The organism is Candidatus Thiodiazotropha endoloripes (assembly GCF_001708965.1).
Lineage (GTDB): Bacteria > Pseudomonadota > Gammaproteobacteria > Chromatiales > Chromatiaceae > Thiodiazotropha > Thiodiazotropha endoloripes.
The window spans coordinates 1751093-1769377 of record NZ_LVJW01000003.1 but is presented as its reverse complement, the minus strand read 5'-3'; the positions used below and the strand labels follow the sequence as shown (position 1 = coordinate 1769377).

Genomic DNA, 18285 nt, shown 5'->3' with positions numbered 1-18285 from the left:
CTATGCCACCTTAGCCGGTTCAGGCCAGTACCATGTCTGCAGAGTCAAACTGAGTGGACGCATTTCAATACACTCAGTGGGACAGACGTCATAACATTTCTCACAGCCTGTGCAGGCATCAGCAAATACGGCATGGATCTGTTTAGGGCCACCTAAAATGGCATCTGTAGGGCATCGTTTAAAGCACTTTGTGCAACCGACACACAAATTCTCATGCACGAATGCAACCATCGGTGCTTTCTCTTCCACAGATGATAGATCGATGCTTACACCCAATTTTTCTGCCAGCGCCTCCGCCAGGGCTTTGCCTCCAGGAGGACACATGGTTACCGCTGCCTCGCCATTGGCTACAGCCTCAGCAGCCGGACTGCAACCCGGGTAGCCACATTGCCCACATTGGGAACCAGGCAGTAGACTCTCAATCTCCTCCTGCAGGGGATTACCTTCAACAGCTAGGTATTTAGCAGCGACTCCCAACATGGCCCCCATGGTGATACCCAGTGCTGTCAATACGAGGATTGCCGAAACCATCATTGCATCTCCAACTGTCAATACAGATCTATACGAATCACACAGCGTGATTTGTAATTGAAATGATCTGTTTCCATCGGTTTTCCAAACATTGAGCTCTCCATTTAAACAGTCTCTGTACAACTACTGTGTCACTGGCTGGTTAATCCGGCGAAGCCCATAAAAGCCAGTGACATCAATCCGGCAACCACATAAGCTATCGGGGTGCCGCTGAAGGCCTGAGGTACATTGGCTAACGCAAGACGTTCACGTAACCCGGCAAACATCACCAGTACCAGGGTGAATCCCAGTGCAGAACCGAAGCCATACAGAAGACTGGCGAAAAAGCTGTTTTCCTGTTGCACATTGAGTAGAGCGACTCCGAGTACAGCACAGTTGGTGGTGATCAGCGGAAGGAAAATACCAAGCACTTGATAGAGAGCAGGGGAAGTTTTGCGTACCACCATCTCAGTAAATTGAACGACTACTGCTATGACCAGGATGAAGGTCAGGATTCTTAAAAAGCCCAGCTCCAATGGCCGTAACACATAGAATTCCAGCAACCAGCCTGCAAATGCTGCCAGAGTCAGGACAAAGGTCGTGGCCAATCCCATTCCCAATGCAGCGTCAAGCTTGTTGGAAACCCCCATCAAGGGGCACAAACCCAGGAACTTGACTAAAACGACATTATTGACCAGTGCCGTTGAAAGAATGATCAGAATATATTCCATAAATAGCCATCAATTCAGAGTAATGGCTATTACCCAACAAAAAATATGCCAATCAGCCATAAAAAGGGTAATCAGAACGAATACCTATCGTGCCGTAATCTCTCAGGGCCCAGAAATAAAGGCCTCAATCAAATAAGACCTAAAATAGTGCGGAAATGCACCGGAACCGGGCATAGGCAGGTTTGTAGTCTTCGTTACAGATTCTCCTAACTCATTTGTAGATTACGTAACAAACAAGACATTATGCAGGATCAAGCACCTATCTGGAGTGGTGGTATGGGAATTGCAGAAGCATTCTTATGTTTCGAGATTCACAGTGGAATGAAGGTACAGCTAGCTATGATCCAGCGCAAAATACAATCTACAAAAAGCGACAACCTAGTTGACAGGATCAATGATTTTCTGGCTTCACCTCCAGAGGGTACGCCGACCGAAGTTCTGGAAGCATTCAGCAGTTTGGACAGTAATCAGTTTTTACCACCCAAGCTTTTCTATGAATTGGTCGAGCAAGCACCTATTGCTATCTCTATCACCGACCCAACAGCCCGAATTCTCTATGTGAACTGCGCATTTGAGACCCTGACCGGGTACGCAAGAGAAGAGGTTATCGGAAAAAACGAGTCGGTACTCTCCAGCAAATCGACACCTGAATCGGTCTATCGTGAACTTTGGGAGACTATTCATAGTAACAAGGTATGGCAGGGTACATTGGTCAATCATCGGAAATCTCAAGAGGAGTATCTTGCTGAGCTTACCATCTCTCCAGTCAACAACAACAAAGGGCAAACGGCATATTTTTTGGGGATGCATCGGGACATAACTGAGATGCATCAGTTGGAACAACGCTTGAAATTTCAAAAAAATCTGACTGAAGCGGCGCTGAACGCCGCGCCAATGGTGGTAGCTGTTGTTGCAGCGGATCGTAAGGTTTTACTGGATAACCACGCCTATAAAGCCTTGATAGGCGACTTTAGGGGTGTGGAACCGGCCTCTCTGTTTCTTGAGGCACTGGAACAACAGGTCGGTTTTGATCTGAGTACGGTATGTCAGGTTGGCAGCGGCTTTACCAATGTTGAGATCAGATTGGACCCTCCGGGTGGTGCGGCACCCCGATGGTTTGCCTGTTCAGGAGTCCATGTTCCGGAACTGGATGAGGCGGCTCATAACTATTTCAAGCAGGCTGAATCAACCAGATGCTGCCTGTTGTTGATTGCCAACGAAGTCACCGGAAGCCGCAAGCGTATACAGGAAGCGCGTCTCAACATGATTCGCGCGAATATGGCGGAACAACAGATGGTACAGACCATGCGTGAGGCGATATCCGGCGCCATATTTAAAATCCAGGCACCGCTGAATGTCATTAAAGCAGCGTTGTCAATGCCGGCCGCAGGTCAAGAAAATATGGGGATGAGGATTGTACTGCAGCAAGCCCTAAAAAGTGGTGATGAGGCAATGGAGAGCCTGCATGAAGCGTTACCAAGTCCGGTAGTTGAGAAGACTTCACTGGTCAATATCAATGAACTGCTGCATGAAGTGGTAAAGCTCTCCACCGAAAACCTGCTGTCTGCCGGGATCGTGGTCGACTGGCGTCCTGCGCCGGTTCTGGCAGAAGTGAATGGCCGTATCAACGCACTGCGCGGATTGTTCAAATACCTGATAGACAATGCCATACAGTCCTTGATTGAAGCCAAGCAGGACTATCGTGAAATTCGTATCCAGACCAAACAGGATAATCAGGATTTGTTAATTGAGGTTATGGATAACGGGGTGGGTATTCCAAAAGCCCATAGATTGAAAGTGTTCGAACCTTTTTACTGCGGTTGGGAACAACCAAAGGAGCATGCTGGGATGGGGTTGACCATGGCTCAAGAAGTTGTCATTGGGCATGGTGGCAATGTTGAGATTGATGCAAATTTTTATGGTGGCTGTCGAGTCTTTGTCAGGCTGCCCCTAAACGGCATGGAGGAGACGCTTTTATGAGTTCGACTGATATCAACATGGACAATATGGGAGCGGAACACAACAATATTGTCCTGGAGTCGGAGCTGGAGAGCCTCTACCAAGTCAGTCAGGTTTTAAGTCGTTCCCTGGATTTCCGGGAGACACTGACTGAAGTGCTTAGTCGGCTGAGTGATACCGCCAAACTGCGTTATGGCATGATCTGTCTGCAGGAGGATAGCAGTGGTGAACTGCTGGTCACCGCTTTACATGAGAATCCTGCACCCTTCAACACAGTACGGTATAAACCGGGAGAAGGTGTGGTCGGGGCGATCATGTCGAGTGGTAAACCGCTCGTTGTCAGGCGTATCTCCGATGAAGATCGGTTTCTGGACAGACTTGGTGTCTATGACCCGGAGCTGCCATTTGTTGGTGTTCCTATTCTGATTGGAGATGAGACTGCGGGTGTACTGGCCGCCCAACCATTGGGCAGTATCAGCTTGCTGAAATTGCATGAACGTTTCCTGCAAATGGTTGGCAATCTGATCGGTCAGAGTGTGCGCCTGGCAAAGAAGGTGGAAGATGAGCAGCTGGCACTAAAAGATGAGCGCGATTCACTTCGGCGTAAGGTCCGTGGAGAGCATGGTTTCTCCAACCTGGTTGGACACACGCCAAGTATGCGTATGATCTTTGATCAGGTACGTCAGGTGGCCAAATGGAACACCACAGTCCTGGTTCGAGGTGAGTCCGGTACCGGTAAGGAACTGGTGGCGAATGCAATTCACTACAACTCTCCGAGAAGCAATGGCCCATTCATTAAGCTGAATTGTGCAGCATTGCCGGATACCCTGTTAGAGACGGAACTGTTCGGACATGAAAAAGGCGCCTTCACCGGTGCCGTCAATCAGCGTAAAGGACGGTTTGAACAGGCTCATGGCGGTACCATCTTTCTTGATGAAATCGGTGAGATCACTCCTACCTTCCAGGCTAAGTTACTGCGTGTGCTGCAAGAGGGAGAGTTTGAACGGGTAGGTGGCGTAAAGACTCAGGTGGTGGATGTCCGTGTCGTGGCGGCCACCAACAAGGATCTTGAGTCCGAAGTACAAGAGGGTAGTTTCAGAGAGGACCTCTACTATCGTCTCAATGTAATGCCGATTCAGATGCCACCCTTGCGGGATCGTAAAGAGGATATCAATGATTTGTCCCGTTTTCTGGTATCAAAAATTGCCAAAAGCCAGGGACGCGAATTATCCATCGATGACGGTGCAGTCAGGCTGTTGATGCATCATGACTGGCCGGGCAATGTACGTGAGCTGGAGAATTGTCTGGAGCGTGCTGCTGTTATGAGCGGTGAAGGGGCGATTGATGAAAATGCGATTAACCTGAGTGGTCTGAAACCGATACTCGATCAGAGTTACTCTCAGGTAAACGGAAACAGTAAAATTGATATTGATGATCCGGACCTGGATGAGCGTGAACGGGTTATTGCTGCCCTGGAACAGGCTGGCTGGGTACAGGCCAAGGCTGCAAGGTTACTTGGCATGACTCCAAGACAGATCGGTTATCGGATTCAGACCTTGAATATCAAAGTTCGGCAGATGTAATCGGTCTCTGTCGGATGTCATACAGACACTGTAGGCAGCACTGTATGCAAGACGACAGATAGTCTGACATTGTTAAAAAATATCATTAAATACAAAGGATTAGGCTAGGGGAAAAACTAGGCACGCAGATTGCATTATCACTTTCAAGCGTAATAACAACCTCATTGTGTCGCTATTTGGAGGCCGGATGATGGAATTGAAAGTGATAGGTCAATCAGCAGATAACACAGCTGAAAGTGGGTGCAGTGCATCCGGATGTGGTGGTAGCAGCGATCAGTTATCCCATCTACCGGACCATATTCGGGACAAGGTGCATAATCATCCCTGTTATTCCGAAGAGGCACACCACCATTTTGCTCGCATGCATGTGGCGGTCGCACCGGCCTGTAATATCCAGTGCCACTACTGCAATCGTAAATACGATTGTGCAAATGAATCACGACCCGGTGTGGTCTCTGAACTGTTGACGCCGGATCAGGCTGTTAAAAAGGTGATGGCGGTCGCTGCCAATATCCCACAAATGACCGTGTTGGGTATCGCCGGGCCTGGCGACCCTTTGGCCAATCCAGAGCGGACTTTCGATACTTTTCGTCAACTGACCGAAAAGGCACCGGATATCAAACTCTGTGTCTCTACCAACGGCCTGTCACTGCCGGATCAGGTGGATGAACTGTGCAAACACAACATCGATCATGTAACCATCACCATCAACTGCGTTGATCCCGATGTCGGTGCAAAAATCTATCCCTGGATCTTCTGGAATAATCGTCGAATCAAAGGTCGTAAGGGAGCAAAAATACTCATTGAGCAACAGCAGAAAGGGCTGAAGATGTTGACCGACCGGGGCATACTGGTGAAGGTCAATTCAGTCATGATCCCCGGTGTAAATGATCAACACCTGGAAGAGGTGAGCAAGGTCGTTAAGGAGAAAGGGGCGTTTTTACACAATGTGATGCCACTGATTGCTGAAGCGGAACATGGCACATTCTACGGTGTGATGGGGCAGCGTGGACCCACCCATGATGAGTTGCAAAACCTGCAGGATAAATGTGCCGGTGACATGAATATGATGCGTCATTGCCGGCAGTGTCGCGCGGATGCTGTGGGCATGCTTGGTGAGGACAGGGGTGATGAATTCACCATGGATAAAGTTGAAGTGATGGATGTCGATTATGAGCAGGCAATGAAAAAACGTGCTGATTATCAGGCAGAAATCGAAGCCAAGCTGGAAGCGCAGAAGAGTAGTGCAAACGAAACATTTATCCCACTCACGGCCCTGACCAAGCAGAAAAAAGAGACACGCCCGGTATTGATGGCTGTTGCCACCAGTGGAGGTGGTGTAATCAATCAGCACTTCGGCCATGCAAAAGAGTTTCTGATCTACGAGGCATCAATGACCGATGTTCGTTTTATCGGTCATCGCAAAGTCGATCTCTACTGTTCAGGTGGTGATACCTGTGGTGATGCAGAGACAACACTGCAAAAGACAATACGTCTGCTTGAAGGATGTGAAGCCGTGCTTTGTTCAAAGATCGGTTACGAACCTTGGGAGGTACTGGAAGAGTCCGGTATTCAACCAAATGGTGAGCATGCCATGGAACCGATTGAAGATGCAGTGGCCAAGGTCTATGCGGAAATGGCGGAGAGTGGCCAACTTGAGCAACAGAGACAGGCAGATCAACTACAGGCTGGAGCCTGAGGAGTAGAGCATGGCTTATGAAATCATAGAGAGTTGCGTCAACTGTTGGGCCTGCGAGCCGCTTTGTCCAAGTGATGCGATATTTGAAGCCAGGCCGCATTTTAAGATAGATGCAAAGAAGTGCACAGAGTGTGAAGGGGATCATACTGACCCGCAATGTGTCAGCATCTGTCCTATCGAAGGTGCGATTCTTAATCCATTCTCGGAACCTGCCAATCCTCCAGGTTCATTGACCGGGATACCGCCGGAACGGATGGAAGAAGTCATGGCTGAGATTCAATCACGCTAGGAGATGATCCCATGTTCGATCAAAAACCAGCTCTGCAACCTGTACATGGTGAGACGGATAAACCCAACCGCTACTGGATGAGATTTGTGCGTAACCATTTTGTAAAGCCGGCAGACTCTCTGCCACCAAGAGGCATGGCATTGCCAGAACGTCTGTGGCAAAGGCAATCTGCTTTGATAACGAGTATGCGGGAGTCGAATAAAGATGACTGATCTGGTTTTTTATGAAAAGCCAGGTTGCATCGGAAACAAACAACAAAAAGCAATCCTGCGTAGGCTGGGCGTTAGTTTGGAAGTACGTGACATACTCAGTGAAAACTGGACAGCGGAAAGCTTACGATCATTTTTTGGTAATAAAGCTGTCCCCACTTGGTTCAACGAAAGTGCACCACAAGTAAAAAGTGGGGAGATCAATACTGATCATTTAAATGAGACTGAGGCATTACGTTTAATGGTAGATCAGCCGATCCTGATTAAACGGCCACTAATGATCTATCAATCGCTTAAGCAATCCGGCTTCACAGTTGGGCCAGTACTTGACTATCTTGGTGTAAACCTGAATGACGGTCAAAAAGTGGAAACTTGCCCAATGTCTGATCAGCCGTGTGAGACGGTACCGTGAGTAAACAAATCGATGTATCCAGCCACAGAGACGCTGTCGAGTTTGCAGATGGTGTCTACTGGATTGGGGCTCTGGATCCTACATTGAGAACATTTGATATTATTCTCAGTACAGCAAATGGCACCAGCTATAACTCCTATCTTGTCAAAGGACAGGATGGTGTGGCTATTATTGATACGGTTAAAGAGAATTTTAGTGATGAATTTTTCGCCCGCCTAGAATCAGAGGTTGATTACAAAGAGATCAAAGCGATCATTCTGAATCATCTGGAACCGGATCATACCGGCGCATTACCCGAATTGATGCGTCGTGCACCTGAAGCAAAACTCTATATCTCCCAACGAGCAACTTCAATGCTTAAAGCACTGCTCAAACCAACTAGCGATGATGGTTTCGAGTACACCACTGTAACCACTGATGACTGTATCTCACTGGGAGATAGAACACTTCGTTTTCTACACACTCCATTTCTTCATTGGCCGGATACCCAATGTACTTACCTTGAAGAGGAGGGGATTCTCTTCTCTGGAGATGTATTCGGTTGTCACTATTGTGACAAAAGACTGTTCAATGATTTAGTTGGTGACTTCAGATTTTCATTCGACTATTACTATGCCCATATCATGCGGCCATTCAAAAAGCATGTCATGGATGCATTGAAATTGATTGAGCCACTCAAGATCAAGCAGATTGCACCGACGCATGGTCCCATACTCAGAGAGCGACCACGTCGCTACGTTACCCATTATAGGGAACTATCCACCTCCAGCCTGTCACGGGAAATCGGTCTTGCAGAGCAGTCCCTGGTGATTTTCTACATGAGTTCCTATGGCAATACCGCACGCATGGCGGAAGAAATTAATGAAGGGGCAACTGCAATCAACGGCGTAAGGGTCTCTCTATATGACCTGGAAGGTGGTGAGACTGGACCGTTTGTCGACCTGATCGAAGAAGCCGATGCGTTGCTGTTTGGTTCACCGACCATCAACGGTGATGCCGTCAAACCGGTCTGGGACCTGCTTTCCTCACTGGCTGTTGTCAATCTGAAGGGAAAACTGGGTGGCGCTTTCGGTTCATACGGCTGGAGTGGTGAAGCGGTAGCGATGATTGAAGACAGAATGCGTGGATTAAAAATGCGTATTCCACAACAGGGCTTGAGAATCAAATTGATACCCACTGAGGAAGAGTTGGAAGTGTGTCGGGCCTTTGGCAAGGCCATCGCTGAGGAAATGGTAGGGAAAAAACAGCAAAAGGCAGTGATCGACATGGCCGACCTGGCATGACTCCGAGTGTTATTAATCTATTTAATTAAGGTGAAATGAAATGGCAAAAGCGAAAATTACGTTTCAAGACATTGAGCAGACTGTCAATGTACCTGCGGGTACAAGAGTCATCGAGGTCTCTGAAAAAATTGGTGCTGGTATTATCTACGGTTGCCGGGAAGGAGACTGTGGTACCTGCATGATGCATGTTGAAGAGGGTTGGAACAACCTGACTGAACCTTCTGTACTGGAGGAGAAAGTACTGAAAGAAAATATGGCTGGACGACATGATCGTCTCGCCTGTCAGGCCCAGATCCTTGGTGACTGTAGTGTAAAACCTACGTAAAAACAGTATTTAGGAGTTAATGAAATGCCATTAATTACATTCAGTAATCCCGAATTTAAGGATAAAACGGTCTATGCAGTAGCCGGTAGTTTTACCGAAACAGTCCTGAAAATTGCCAAAACCAACAAAATCCCAATCAACTTCGATTGTGGTGATGGTGATTGTGGAAGCTGTGCAATTCAGGTCAGATACATCGGTGACAAAGAGCCAATGGGCTACCATCTTGAGGAGAAAGAGAAGAAAATTCTCAGGGAATTAGGCAAAATCAGCAAGGAAGAGATGGAAAAGATGATCGTTGATGATTTGCCAAGCAAATGGCGACTTGCTTGCCAGTTTATTCCCAGAGATGAAGATATCGTAGTTGAATATGAGGCGCTATGATGTCTAGCACAGCACCGATCAGTGATAGTGTCACAGCTTGTCATTGCAGACTGATCGGTGCTGCTGCACACCAGGATGATGCTATGGAATCAATTCTGTCCCGTATTATTGCTTCATGGGCCTATGGACATAGCGTATTACCACAGTGGATGGGCTTGGGAGAGCTGGAATTCCGACGTCTGCTTCACCACCATTTCCCGACCATACAACCACAAAACCTGTTAGGTTTCGATCATTCTCCAATGTGTGAAAATGATGAGGAGATGGACGATCTGCGTAATTTGTTAATCAACAATCGCGCTCAACGGAGTCATTCAGAGCATTGGCTTGTTGAAATATTGATCTATGGTTGTTTGGGAAACGACCATTTGTGGCAGGATCTGGGGCTTTGGAGTCGTGCCGACCTCTCAAAATTGATGGCAGATCACTTCACGCCACTATATGAACTTAACTCTAAAAACATGAAATGGAAGAAATTTCTCTATAAAAGGCTGTGTGAAACAGAGGGAATTTACACCTGTCGTGCACCTAGCTGTGAAGCTTGCGCCGATTATTCGGTTTGCTTTGCTCCTGAGGACTAATAAACTATAGAGAATCAGGCTGTTACTCTCCCGGCAACCAATATGACTACATTCAGCTACAGTTAGCCTGACTGTAAGGAGGCAACAAACGTTGCTTTGATCAGTCTGTAGCGAGAATTGAAGAATGGTGCATAATGCCAGGGCACAAAACAATAATTGATAACGACATTTCACAGCGTGCACTTTCAGCTTATCTGGGACTGGCTATTGGCGATGCTCTGGGAGCCACCACAGAATTTCTCACACCGAATGAAATTAAAGTGCAATATGGTGTCCATGAGACCATATCCGGGGGAGGCTGGTTGCATTTGAAGCCTGGTCAGGTAACGGATGATACCGAAATGAGCCTGGCTCTTGGCGATGCCTTACTTAAAAGCGGTGGTGTCAGTGCCAAAGCCGTGGCTGAATCGTTCAGTGACTGGATGCGTAGCAAACCAATCGATATAGGCAATACGGTTAGAAGGGGTATCATAGAGTTCAGGAACACCGGCCGCCCATGGGTTGATGAGAATGAATATGATGCAGGTAATGGTGCATGTATGCGGTCACTGCCAATAGCAATTCTGTATGTCAATGGGTCGCAGGATACTCTGGTTGTTGCATCACGAACGCAGGCTCATACTACCCATAACAATCCGCTTTCAGACGCAGGTACCGAGGCTGCTTTGGAGATGTGTGCTGCGGCTATGAAAGGAGAGGATAAAACGAGACTCAAAGAAATAGCCGACCGACTGGTCGAAACCCATAAAGCATTTCGTTATGACAAACGGCGGGTAGAGAATCCCAGCGGTTATATCGTCGACACCTTGCAGGCAGTTTTTCAGGCCTTATTTGATAATGATGACTTTGAGTCCACCCTTATTGATGTGGTCAACAGAGGTGGGGATGCTGATACGACAGGTGCAATCGCCGGGATGGTAGCCGGGGCATTCTACGGTCAGAGTGGTATACCAAATAGATGGCTCAAACGGTTAGATCCATTTATAGTGAATCGCTGTAAATCACAAACAGATGAACTGCTCAAACTGGCAGCTGAGCATCCTAGTGTATCTGGTTGACTACGACCAAGTAGACTCTGTTACATAAAACTACTATATCCGACTACAGTCTACACCTAACCAGAACTACTGGTTTAACTCCAGAGCGATTGTCGAAATACTTTACAAATACACACTGTTAAATCGCTTGCTCTTGTAATTAATCTTTAACTTTCAATAACTCAAATGGGTTGGCATAGGTATTGCTCAATTGACTGTGTAATTGATGTTGATTTTACTCGTCAATAGCATCAATTGTTTGTGTAGCTTCTGGAGTAGTAGCAAATGATAAACTTATTTGAGAATAAACTGGAATCAGCAAGGCACTCCATTTATATCAGTGATGGTATCGAATCGAGTTCCGATTGCCTCATCAAATCTCATCAGACAGATGATAACAGGAGCACAATACTCAACTCGGTTGATCGGTCAAAAGTCTGCTCTCTTCCGAAAAGAAACGGAACGGTTAGGCGTTTGGTCTGGTTTTAGACTATTTTAATGCCCTGCGAGTTCTCCTTTCTCCTGTTCTAATTCACCCTACACAGTTTCTATCTATTCTTTCCAGGATCGCTTGATTACACATCAGATTATCATTTGATCACAGTTCTGCAAATTCACTGTATAATCCTCACGGATGAATAAACAAAACGGTGATTCCATCTATAAAACACCAGAAGCCAATTTATTGGAGGAAGAGGAACTGCCTACATCCTTATTGAAAAGCAATCTTAGTTATACCAAGCTGTTACTGCTATTTTGGTTATCTCTTCTCTATTTGCTGGCAACTCTTCCATTGGTGGCAATCTCTTTTATGAGTGGTGTGGTCCCTGATAATGAAAGCTACCGTTTAGCTACCGATATTGTAAGTCTGATAGATAATCTACTCTATCTATACCTGCTCTATATGTTTAAGCTTTTATTGAACTACAGACTGGCTTGCCACTCTGTCGATAACTATATTTATGCTGCAATTATTCTCTCACTTATTATGTCTGTAATCTCTTATATCATGCCGGAAGAGGTGGAGTCACTCGGTTTCAGCACGCTGGGATTTTTTGTTCTGATGGTGCCATTGGGAGTTGTCAATGTCATTTACGGGATTAAGCTTCTTAAACTCCAATCATATTTCAGCTACCTAAGGCTATATGCATGGAGTACCATCGTTGCAGGAATATTTCTGGCTTCTGTCGTGTTGTTTTTATTCGCAATTCCTGCGGGTATGGTATCAAGTTTTGCAATGGCAATGATGTTCCATGCAACGGCCAAAGAGCTTAGAAGGCATTACGCTGGTGAAATCACCACCACCCGGTGAGTGACGCCAATCACAACGGTAGAGAATCAGCTATTGTGCTCTTATCAGCGGAAGCAGGAGATGGAATTTCTCATAATACGCAGGTTTATGGGAAATCCACCAAGTTACTTCTTAATGAGATAGCACATTGGTTTTCTCATTTCTTTCATGATTTATCGTTTTTTCGACCTTACGAGCAATATACTGTATATACTCCTCAACATTTTCATATTCATATTCAAGAGCCAAAGAGCTTATCTCTTTCATAAGGCTTCGCAATTGTACGATTTCAGATAAACTGCGCCCACAAGTGAGGCAAATCTCTCCATCGTCTCGACATGCACTCTTTCCCTGGCAGGGTTTGAAGATGCTCATTTTACTACCCGATAGATGATTGAATACACTTCAGGTTAGCAGATTGCATCGGTTTCCAACACCTGTTTATCATTCACCCCGTTAGCCAAAGCCGGGGTTGCAGTACCTAGAAAAGAGTCGATATCTGCTTCAATGATCTCAATGTTCATTTTCTTACAAAAGCGTCGTTCCTTATCATTTGGTTCAGCAATCAATGCCCAACCGGCTGGTTGATCAGCAGCATAGATGATATCAGACATAACCATCCGTTCTGTATCACGGTTCATTCTCAAGCCGAGAAACAGATATTGTTTGCCTTTGCGTTCGGCTTTCAGAAAACTTGGAATCGCAAAACCGCCCATCAGTTCAGTAATGTAATCCACATAGTCTGCATCAGAAGCGATGTAGGTGGAATCGGGTAAAGGACTGCCCATGGGTTTAAACAGTATCGGCAGACTTGAGTCGACATCACTCTGATCTATCTCTGTATCGGAATATTTGTTGCCATCATGGTGGTGGATGCGAAATCGATAATCTGTTCCACCAACTCTGGCAATTCCGCGTATCAGGATATGCGGCGTATTGGCATAGCTTTGTTGTAACTGGATATCCCGGTTGATATCGACCACATATTTTGGCTTCACTGATTCCAGCCAGGCATGCAGTGGTGATTGAGACCATGATTGATTGGCATATAAATCATCAAGAAAGCGATTTACTGTTGTTCGTCCTCGTTTCAATTCCACATCCATGGCGGCGCGGGCGAACTCATACATCAATCTTGGGGCCATTGGTCGACCACCATTCATAGCAAGTATCAGACTGTCACTGTCAGCCGGTATCGGCTCACCTGTATCAGAGTGAAACGAACCTTTGAGTACACCTGCACCAAGGTAGGGCACTATTGTACCGTTTTCTACACCTGACTTAAGCTCCGATAATTGCGTAACAGACATGATCAACCTCCAGATATAACTATTTGACTGTTAATAGTGCAAAACACAGGCCAATCATATAAAACGCAATAACAATATAGGTAGTAATAACTATCATACTCTTAAAGTGATACATTAAATGGATTAGATATCTCATGTAACCATTTAAATAATAAGAATAAATATCTATTATTATTCGACATGGTTTGAGGGCAGTCGATATTTACACAGAGAAGATCAAGCATACGAAACCAAGTTGGAATGATCACGAAAAGGTGTGTTTTTTGTATGATTTACAACAATCAGAAGTATTTCACGAATGGTGAGTTACTTTAGCTAAAGATGAAAAGGCTTGATGTCATTACTTTCATAAAGAACATATTCATGGTTGGCATGAAATGTGTAGGATAAATTTCAGATGGTGTTATTTCTACAGAGTGCCTTTCAATGCAGGAATCAGATTTTAGAGAAGTGGCAGATGAGTTCATTCATCTGGCTAACGATTTAAGTGAGGAGTGGGCAATGCCTTTTCTAAGTGCGGCATTTATGTATGCGGCTGCTTGGTACAATACCCACTTCTTCTTTGAATCGGATGGTGCTTCAGATAACCAATTGGCTGCTGTTGATTACTATTGTGAGCAATACAGGAAGATGTTGATGGAATGTATGCATGATTTTTCCACAACTGGTAAGCCATAAGAATTCTGTATGCCAATACCTGATTTGGACAAGATATGAAACTTCAACCTGTTATTGAAACGCCGCATCCAGCAGCAATCTGGGCCGAAACAGCACCTCTAGATCCATTACAGGTCGATTGTGTCACTGCAGTCATGCTGAAAATTCTTGATAACAAGTGCAAGATGCTACCTGAGCAACAGATGGCGATAACGGCTATCTATACTGTTGTCAGACAAAGGCAGGGTGCTCTATTCGAGCCTACTATTCATCAGAAAATCGATGATGCACTGAATGCGGACAGTGCTATATCCTGTCAACAGATCCATGAGCTTCGACTCTACGCAGAGAGGATTATCCCCAAGCCTGTCATGAAGCATTTCAAAAGCTATCTTCGTGACTCTCTGTATGATCTCAATTAGTGTTTACAGGTGCTAGTGGCCTCAGGGCTTAAAGAATGCTGAGATTCACTTTATAGACACCGCCAATAACCAGGTACTCATTTTCACCTTTGAGTCTATGTGGAAGAAGGTCGGGTAGATACAGCAATTTCACCAGAGGTATTTTTGCCTGCAGGATGTAGTCGCCGAATTCATCGGCTCTTTCTCGTTGGCTGGTGAATGAATTGAGATTGTTTAACAGAATGACGTACTCCCGTTTATTGAACTGGTGGAGTATCTCATGCTCCTTGATCTGATTGATACCTCTATAGAGAGTAAGGTGGGTCTGTTCCGGGAACTGTTTATCAACTTCGTATTGACAATAGGTGTAGAGTAGGTCGAGTTGGGCCTCCAGCCCGTTCGTATTATAGAGTCCATTTGCCCGGTCCATCAGATAGGTTTGATAGTGCTCTGTTGTATAGTCCCCCAATGACCCTTGGTGATTTCTTGGTAGGAGTCCAAATCTCGATTCAACCCAACTTTTCATAACAGCCGCTTCTTTTCCATCAGCATCAAACATCCAGCCTCGCAAAATTCTCAGATAGTCTGCCTTATCACGTTTAAAACGGTGCTGTGGCTTCTCACTGAAGCCAGCCTCGTCCAAATTGTCGAGTAGAAAGCCCGAGCGCATGTAATCCATAAAGTGGATGGCGCGTTGCTCTCGTTCAGGCACTTGTTGTAAATGGTTGAATAGGTCTACATGCAATTCAGCAACACCATCTAAAAAAAGCCTTACCGGATGTTGCTGAAAGGTCAGGCTGCCAAGAATGACTGCCGGCAGGTTACATCGGTTGATTGGCAATCGTGCATAGCCGGGTAAAGAACTGCCTGATGTGGCTGATTGTTTGTATTCATCCATACATATGCTGGGTGATTGTCGCGAACCCGACCTCAATGTTTTGCTGTATGAAAAAAATTATATTCAATAAAAACAATAAATTAAGCAATATTTTCAATTTTGGCACATCGCTTGCAGAACCTAGGTTGTCCACGTGACCACAAACGACATTAGTCACTACTGATTCAACAATAGTAAGGAGATCCAACATGGCACTGCGTCAATGTGCAATCTACGGTAAAGGCGGCATCGGTAAGTCTACCACGACCCAGAATCTGGTCGCTGGTCTGGCCGAGCTTGGTAAGAAGGTCATGATCGTCGGTTGCGATCCGAAAGCGGATTCCACTCGTCTGATCCTGCACTCAAAAGCCCAGAACACCATCATGGAAATGGCAGCGGAAGCAGGTACTGTCGAAGACCTGGAGCTCGAAGATGTACTTAAATCCGGTTATGGCGACATCAAATGTGTTGAGTCTGGTGGTCCTGAGCCAGGTGTAGGTTGTGCAGGCCGTGGTGTTATCACCGCGATCAACTTCCTTGAAGAGGAAGGCGCCTACGAAGAGGATCTTGACTTTGTATTTTACGATGTACTGGGTGACGTTGTGTGTGGTGGTTTCGCCATGCCGATTCGTGAAAACAAAGCACAAGAGATCTACATTGTTGTATCTGGTGAGATGATGGCTATGTATGCTGCCAACAACATCTCAAAAGGTATCGTTAAATACGCCAATTCAGGCGGTGTTCGTCTGGCCGGTCTGATCTGTAACTCACGTAATACCGATCGTGAAGATGAGCTGATCGAAGCCCTGGCTGCCAAGCTTGGTACCCAGATGGTTCACTTCGTTCCTCGTGACAATGCTGTACAGCGCGCTGAAATTCGTCGCATGACTGTCATTGAGTACGATCCTACCCACAAGCAGGCTGATGAGTACCGTACTCTGGCGAAAAAGGTAATTGATAACACTATGTTAGTGATTCCTGAGCCCTGTACGATGGATGAGCTCGAAGACCTGCTGATGGAATTTGGCATCATGGAAGAGGAAGACGAGAGCATCGTTGGTCAGACTGCCGCGGCTGAAACTGCCTAAGTCATTCGGATTAAACCGGCCTTTCGAGGCCGGTATCCATCTATCATTTTTTTCACAGCCTGTGCATCCACAGATTAGTGGTGGCAGGTGAAGGAGAATATTATGTCAGATATGACACGCGAAGAGACTGAAGCCCTCATCCAGGAGGTGCTCGAAGTCTATCCTGAAAATGCCAAGAAGGATCGTGCCAAACATCTCACGGTCAATGACCAAGAGGTTGAACAGTCTAAAAAGTGCATTACATCCAACCGTAAATCCCTGCCTGGTGTGATGACCATCCGTGGTTGTGCTTACGCCGGTTCGAAAGGTGTGGTGTGGGGCCCAATCAAGGATATGATTCATATCTCCCACGGTCCGGTAGGTTGTGGCCAGTACTCCCGTGCCGGTCGTCGTAACTACTATGTGGGTACGACCGGTATCAACACCTTCGGCACCATGAACTTCACCTCAGATTTCCAGGAGAAGGATATCGTTTTTGGTGGTGACAAGAAGCTCTCTAAGATCATGACTGAGATTGAGCAGCTGTTCCCGCTGAATAAAGGTATTACTGTACAGTCAGAGTGCCCAATCGGTCTGATCGGTGACGATATCGAAGCGGTTTCAAAGAAGACTTCAGCTGAGATAGAAAAGCCGGTTGTACCGGTTCGCTGCGAAGGTTTTCGTGGTGTATCCCAGTCTCTTGGCCATCATATCGCTAACGATGCTGTTCGTGATTGGGTACTGCATAATCGTGATGGTGACAACAGCTTTGAAGCCACCGACTATGATGTCACCATCATCGGTGACTACAATATCGGTGGTGATGCCTGGTCTTCCCGTACCTTGCTGGAAGAGATGGGTCTGCGTGTTATCGCCCAGTGGTCCGGTGACGGCACCCTGGCTGAAATGGAAAACACACCAAAAGCCAAATTGAACCTGCTACACTGCTACCGTTCAATGAACTATATCTCCCGTCACATGGAAGAGAAGTATGGTATTCCCTGGATGGAGTATAACTTCTTCGGTCCTACCAAGATTGAAGAGGCCCTGCGTAAAATTGCTGCCTTTTTCGATGAGACCATCCAGGCCAATGCCGAGAAGGTTATCGCAAAATACAAGGTTGAGTACGAAGCTGTTATTGCCAAGTACCGTCCCCGTCTCGAAGGCAAGCGTGTGATGCTTTACGTTGGCGGTTTGCGCCCACGTCACATCATCGGTGCTTATGAAGATCTGGGCATGGAAGTGGTTGGTACCGGTTATGAGTTTGCTCATAACGACGACTACGACCGTACCATCAAGGAAATGGGCAATGCCACACTGATCTATGACGATGTTACCGGTTACGAGTTCGAAGAGTTCGTTAAAAAGGTCAAGCCAGACCTGATCGGTTCTGGCATCAAAGAGAAGTACATCTTCCAGAAAATGGGTATTCCATTCCGTCAGATGCACTCCTGGGATTATTCCGGTCCCTATCATGGTTACGACGGCTTCGCCATCTTTGCCCGTGATATGGATATGACTCTGAACAATCCCTGCTGGAACAAAATCCAGGCACCCTGGTTGAAGGGTGAGGAAGAGGCCGAGGCCGCTGCGGCTGGCGCTTAAAGGAAGACGCCCGATAGTTGTTTGATGAAAGCAACTATCGGGTGCAAATGACCAGATTCAAACTTAACCAACCGCCTG

Annotated in this window: 20 protein-coding genes; 16 read left to right on the top strand and 4 right to left on the bottom strand. The window is 46.3% G+C overall.

The features are described 5' to 3' along the window. On the bottom strand, positions 1-531 hold the full coding sequence (gene rsxB, locus A3193_RS07930; protein WP_069014753.1) for an electron transport complex subunit RsxB: 531 nt from the start codon (positions 529-531) through the stop codon (positions 1-3). A gap of 131 nt (positions 532-662) precedes the next feature. Next, complete coding sequence (gene rsxA, locus A3193_RS07925) at positions 663-1241, bottom strand: electron transport complex subunit RsxA (RefSeq protein ID WP_069005841.1); 579 nt, start codon at positions 1239-1241, stop codon at positions 663-665. A 339-nt stretch (positions 1242-1580) separates the two neighbouring features. Between rsxA and nifL the strand changes: the two genes are divergently transcribed. The 12 genes from nifL (at position 1581) to A3193_RS07870 (ending at position 12311) form a co-directional block, all read left to right on the top strand. Further along, positions 1581-3221 carry a nitrogen fixation negative regulator NifL gene (gene nifL / locus A3193_RS07920; RefSeq protein ID WP_069006076.1) on the top strand — a complete coding sequence of 547 codons (1641 nt, stop codon included), beginning with the start codon at positions 1581-1583 and terminating at the stop codon, positions 3219-3221. Next, positions 3218-4783, top strand: coding sequence for a nif-specific transcriptional activator NifA (nifA, locus tag A3193_RS07915; RefSeq protein WP_083218396.1), 1566 nt, complete (start codon positions 3218-3220; stop codon positions 4781-4783). The genes nifL and nifA overlap by 4 nt, the downstream gene beginning before the upstream one ends. Before the next feature lie 190 nt (positions 4784-4973). Continuing rightward, positions 4974-6482, top strand: coding sequence for a nitrogenase cofactor biosynthesis protein NifB (gene nifB / locus A3193_RS07910; protein WP_069014752.1), 1509 nt, complete (start codon positions 4974-4976; stop codon positions 6480-6482). Positions 6483-6492: 10 nt separating this feature from the next. Next, complete coding sequence (locus A3193_RS20045) at positions 6493-6771, top strand: 4Fe-4S binding protein (RefSeq protein WP_071932435.1); 279 nt, start codon at positions 6493-6495, stop codon at positions 6769-6771. Between the two features lie 11 nt (positions 6772-6782). Then, positions 6783-6983, top strand: a complete 201-nt coding sequence (locus tag A3193_RS07905; RefSeq protein WP_069005840.1) for a hypothetical protein — start codon at positions 6783-6785, stop codon at positions 6981-6983. Continuing rightward, on the top strand, positions 6976-7392 hold the full coding sequence (locus A3193_RS07900) for an ArsC/Spx/MgsR family protein (RefSeq protein ID WP_069005839.1): 417 nt from the start codon (positions 6976-6978) through the stop codon (positions 7390-7392). The genes A3193_RS07905 and A3193_RS07900 overlap by 8 nt, the downstream gene beginning before the upstream one ends. Beyond that, positions 7389-8675 (top strand): FprA family A-type flavoprotein, encoded by a 1287-nt coding sequence (locus tag A3193_RS07895; protein WP_069014466.1) that lies wholly within the window; start codon positions 7389-7391, stop codon positions 8673-8675. Before A3193_RS07900 ends, A3193_RS07895 begins: the two co-directional genes overlap by 4 nt. Before the next feature lie 40 nt (positions 8676-8715). Continuing rightward, a complete protein-coding gene (locus A3193_RS07890) occupies positions 8716-9000 on the top strand; it encodes a 2Fe-2S iron-sulfur cluster-binding protein (protein ID WP_068993072.1) in 285 nt (94 codons plus the stop codon). 24 nt (positions 9001-9024) lie between these two features. Next, a complete protein-coding gene (locus A3193_RS07885) occupies positions 9025-9381 on the top strand; it encodes a 2Fe-2S iron-sulfur cluster-binding protein (protein ID WP_069005837.1) in 357 nt (118 codons plus the stop codon). 83 nt (positions 9382-9464) lie between these two features. After that, complete coding sequence (locus tag A3193_RS07880) at positions 9465-9962, top strand: nitrogen fixation protein NifQ (RefSeq protein ID WP_162273736.1); 498 nt, start codon at positions 9465-9467, stop codon at positions 9960-9962. 134 nt (positions 9963-10096) lie between these two features. Next, positions 10097-11020, top strand: a complete 924-nt coding sequence (draG, locus tag A3193_RS07875; RefSeq protein ID WP_069014465.1) for an ADP-ribosyl-[dinitrogen reductase] hydrolase — start codon at positions 10097-10099, stop codon at positions 11018-11020. A 613-nt stretch (positions 11021-11633) separates the two neighbouring features. Beyond that, a complete protein-coding gene (locus A3193_RS07870) occupies positions 11634-12311 on the top strand; it encodes a hypothetical protein (RefSeq protein WP_069005834.1) in 678 nt (225 codons plus the stop codon). A gap of 389 nt (positions 12312-12700) precedes the next feature. Here the strand turns inward: A3193_RS07870 and A3193_RS07865 are convergent, their stop codons facing one another. Continuing rightward, positions 12701-13600 carry an SIR2 family protein gene (locus tag A3193_RS07865; protein ID WP_069005832.1) on the bottom strand — a complete coding sequence of 300 codons (900 nt, stop codon included), beginning with the start codon at positions 13598-13600 and terminating at the stop codon, positions 12701-12703. Between the two features lie 426 nt (positions 13601-14026). On the opposite strand from A3193_RS07865, the gene A3193_RS07860 reads away from it, so the two are divergent. Together A3193_RS07860 and A3193_RS07855 are read left to right on the top strand one after the other, a co-directional pair. Then, complete coding sequence (locus A3193_RS07860) at positions 14027-14278, top strand: DUF3144 domain-containing protein (protein ID WP_069005831.1); 252 nt, start codon at positions 14027-14029, stop codon at positions 14276-14278. A 35-nt stretch (positions 14279-14313) separates the two neighbouring features. Continuing rightward, positions 14314-14679: a hypothetical protein gene (locus A3193_RS07855; RefSeq protein ID WP_069005830.1), complete on the top strand. Its 366-nt coding sequence runs from the start codon at positions 14314-14316 to the stop codon at positions 14677-14679. Positions 14680-14707: 28 nt separating this feature from the next. Here the strand turns inward: A3193_RS07855 and A3193_RS07850 are convergent, their stop codons facing one another. Next, positions 14708-15556, bottom strand: coding sequence for an NAD(+)--dinitrogen-reductase ADP-D-ribosyltransferase (locus A3193_RS07850; protein WP_069014464.1), 849 nt, complete (start codon positions 15554-15556; stop codon positions 14708-14710). 188 nt (positions 15557-15744) lie between these two features. Between A3193_RS07850 and nifH the strand changes: the two genes are divergently transcribed. Then, the gene (nifH, locus tag A3193_RS07840) at positions 15745-16623 is read left to right on the top strand and encodes a nitrogenase iron protein (RefSeq protein ID WP_069005827.1); all 879 of its coding nucleotides are present in this window, start codon (positions 15745-15747) and stop codon (positions 16621-16623) included. A gap of 102 nt (positions 16624-16725) precedes the next feature. Beyond that, entirely contained in the window at positions 16726-18207 is a 1482-nt protein-coding gene (nifD, locus tag A3193_RS07835; protein WP_068994848.1) for a nitrogenase molybdenum-iron protein alpha chain, read from the top strand. Positions 18208-18285 lie beyond the last annotated feature (78 nt).